This window comes from Micromonospora sp. CPCC 206060, assembly GCF_036906895.1.
In the GTDB taxonomy this organism is placed as follows: Bacteria; Actinomycetota; Actinomycetes; order Mycobacteriales; family Micromonosporaceae; genus Micromonospora.
In genome coordinates this window covers 1-1,165 of sequence record NZ_JBAKHU010000238.1, presented here as the reverse complement: position 1 = coordinate 1,165, position 1,165 = coordinate 1, and the positions used below count along the sequence as shown (strand labels likewise).

The 1,165-nt window shown below is 67.2% G+C and carries 2 protein-coding genes; both read right to left on the bottom strand.

The window, feature by feature from the left end; genetic code table 11:
• Window positions 1–16: 16 nt before the first annotated feature.
• The gene (locus tag V6U90_RS33490; protein ID WP_334445204.1) at window positions 17–622 is read right to left on the bottom strand and encodes a transposase; all 606 of its coding nucleotides are present in this window, start codon (window positions 620–622) and stop codon (window positions 17–19) included.
• Window positions 601–1,035, bottom strand: coding sequence for a winged helix-turn-helix domain-containing protein (locus V6U90_RS33485; RefSeq protein WP_334445202.1), 435 nt, complete (start codon window positions 1,033–1,035; stop codon window positions 601–603). The genes V6U90_RS33490 and V6U90_RS33485 overlap by 22 nt, the downstream gene beginning before the upstream one ends.
• Window positions 1,036–1,165 lie beyond the last annotated feature (130 nt).

Here is a 1,165-nt window from a genome sequence, read left to right as displayed (position 1 = left end):
TACAGACCTTGAATGGTCAGGTTGTCTCGGGTTCGAGGGTCAGTCCGGTGTGTGCGAGGAAGCCGTCGAGTAGGTCGGTGCGGTACTGGATGCTCTTGAGGCGGTTCTTGATGATCGCCTGGAGGTGGTCGACGCCGGTCACGGTGAGGTTGCCGATGCTGCGTTTGAGGTGGGACCACACTGCCTCGGTCGGGTTCAGGTCCGGGGCGTAGGCCGGTAGCCGGATGACGGTCAGCCAGTCCCGGGCGTCGATCATGGCGCGCATCGCGGCGCTGATGTGGGTGTTCAGGTTGTCCCAGATCAGCACGATCGGGCCGCCAAGTTGCTGGTGAGCGGCGTCGAGCAGGGCGATGTAGTCGCGTTCACTGAAGCTGCGCCGCTCGTTCTTGCGGCCACGGTGCACGATCGTGCGGTAGATCAGCCGGGACCGCTGTCCGGGCCGATAACAGGTCAACCCGGCGATCGACACCCGGCCGGAGCCCTTACCCGACACCGGAACCACAGGGGTGTGTCCGCGTCGTCCCCAGGTGCGTGCCTTCGGAGGGCGCAGCGTCTGACCGGCCTCGTCCTCGAAGACCAGCCACGCCTGCCGCTGCGCCGCTACCGTTTTCCCGCCGGCCACATCTCCTTGCGCCAGGTGGTGACCGCGGCCTCGTCACGCTCGACCGCACGGTGCTTCGGGACCTGCACCGACCAGCCCAACCGGTACATGATGTTTGCCGTACCCCGCAGCGTGTACCGGGTATGGAACATCCGAGCGATCAGGTCCGACACCCGGGCCAGGGTCCACCGCTGATCACTACCGAAGCCGTGCGCCGCCGGCCCCTGCTCCAGAGCGTCGGCCAGCCGCCGCAGCCGACCCTCATCCAGCCGGCACCGAGACCCGCCAGGCCCTTTCGAGGCGAGCGCCTGTTCACCACCGGCCTGCCACCGTTTGCGCCAGCCGTACACGGCAGTCTGTGACACCCGCAACCGCGCCGCGATCTCCGGCACCGACACATCCTCGGCGAACCACCCGGCCGCCTGCCGCCGCACCGCCTCACGCTTCGCTCGCCCCCGCGCGGACAACCCACCTCCATCGGGATACCTCATCCCATCGATCTACCCCAGCCCACACCCGTCACACCAGACCACATCGGACGAACCTGGCCATTCAAGATCTGTA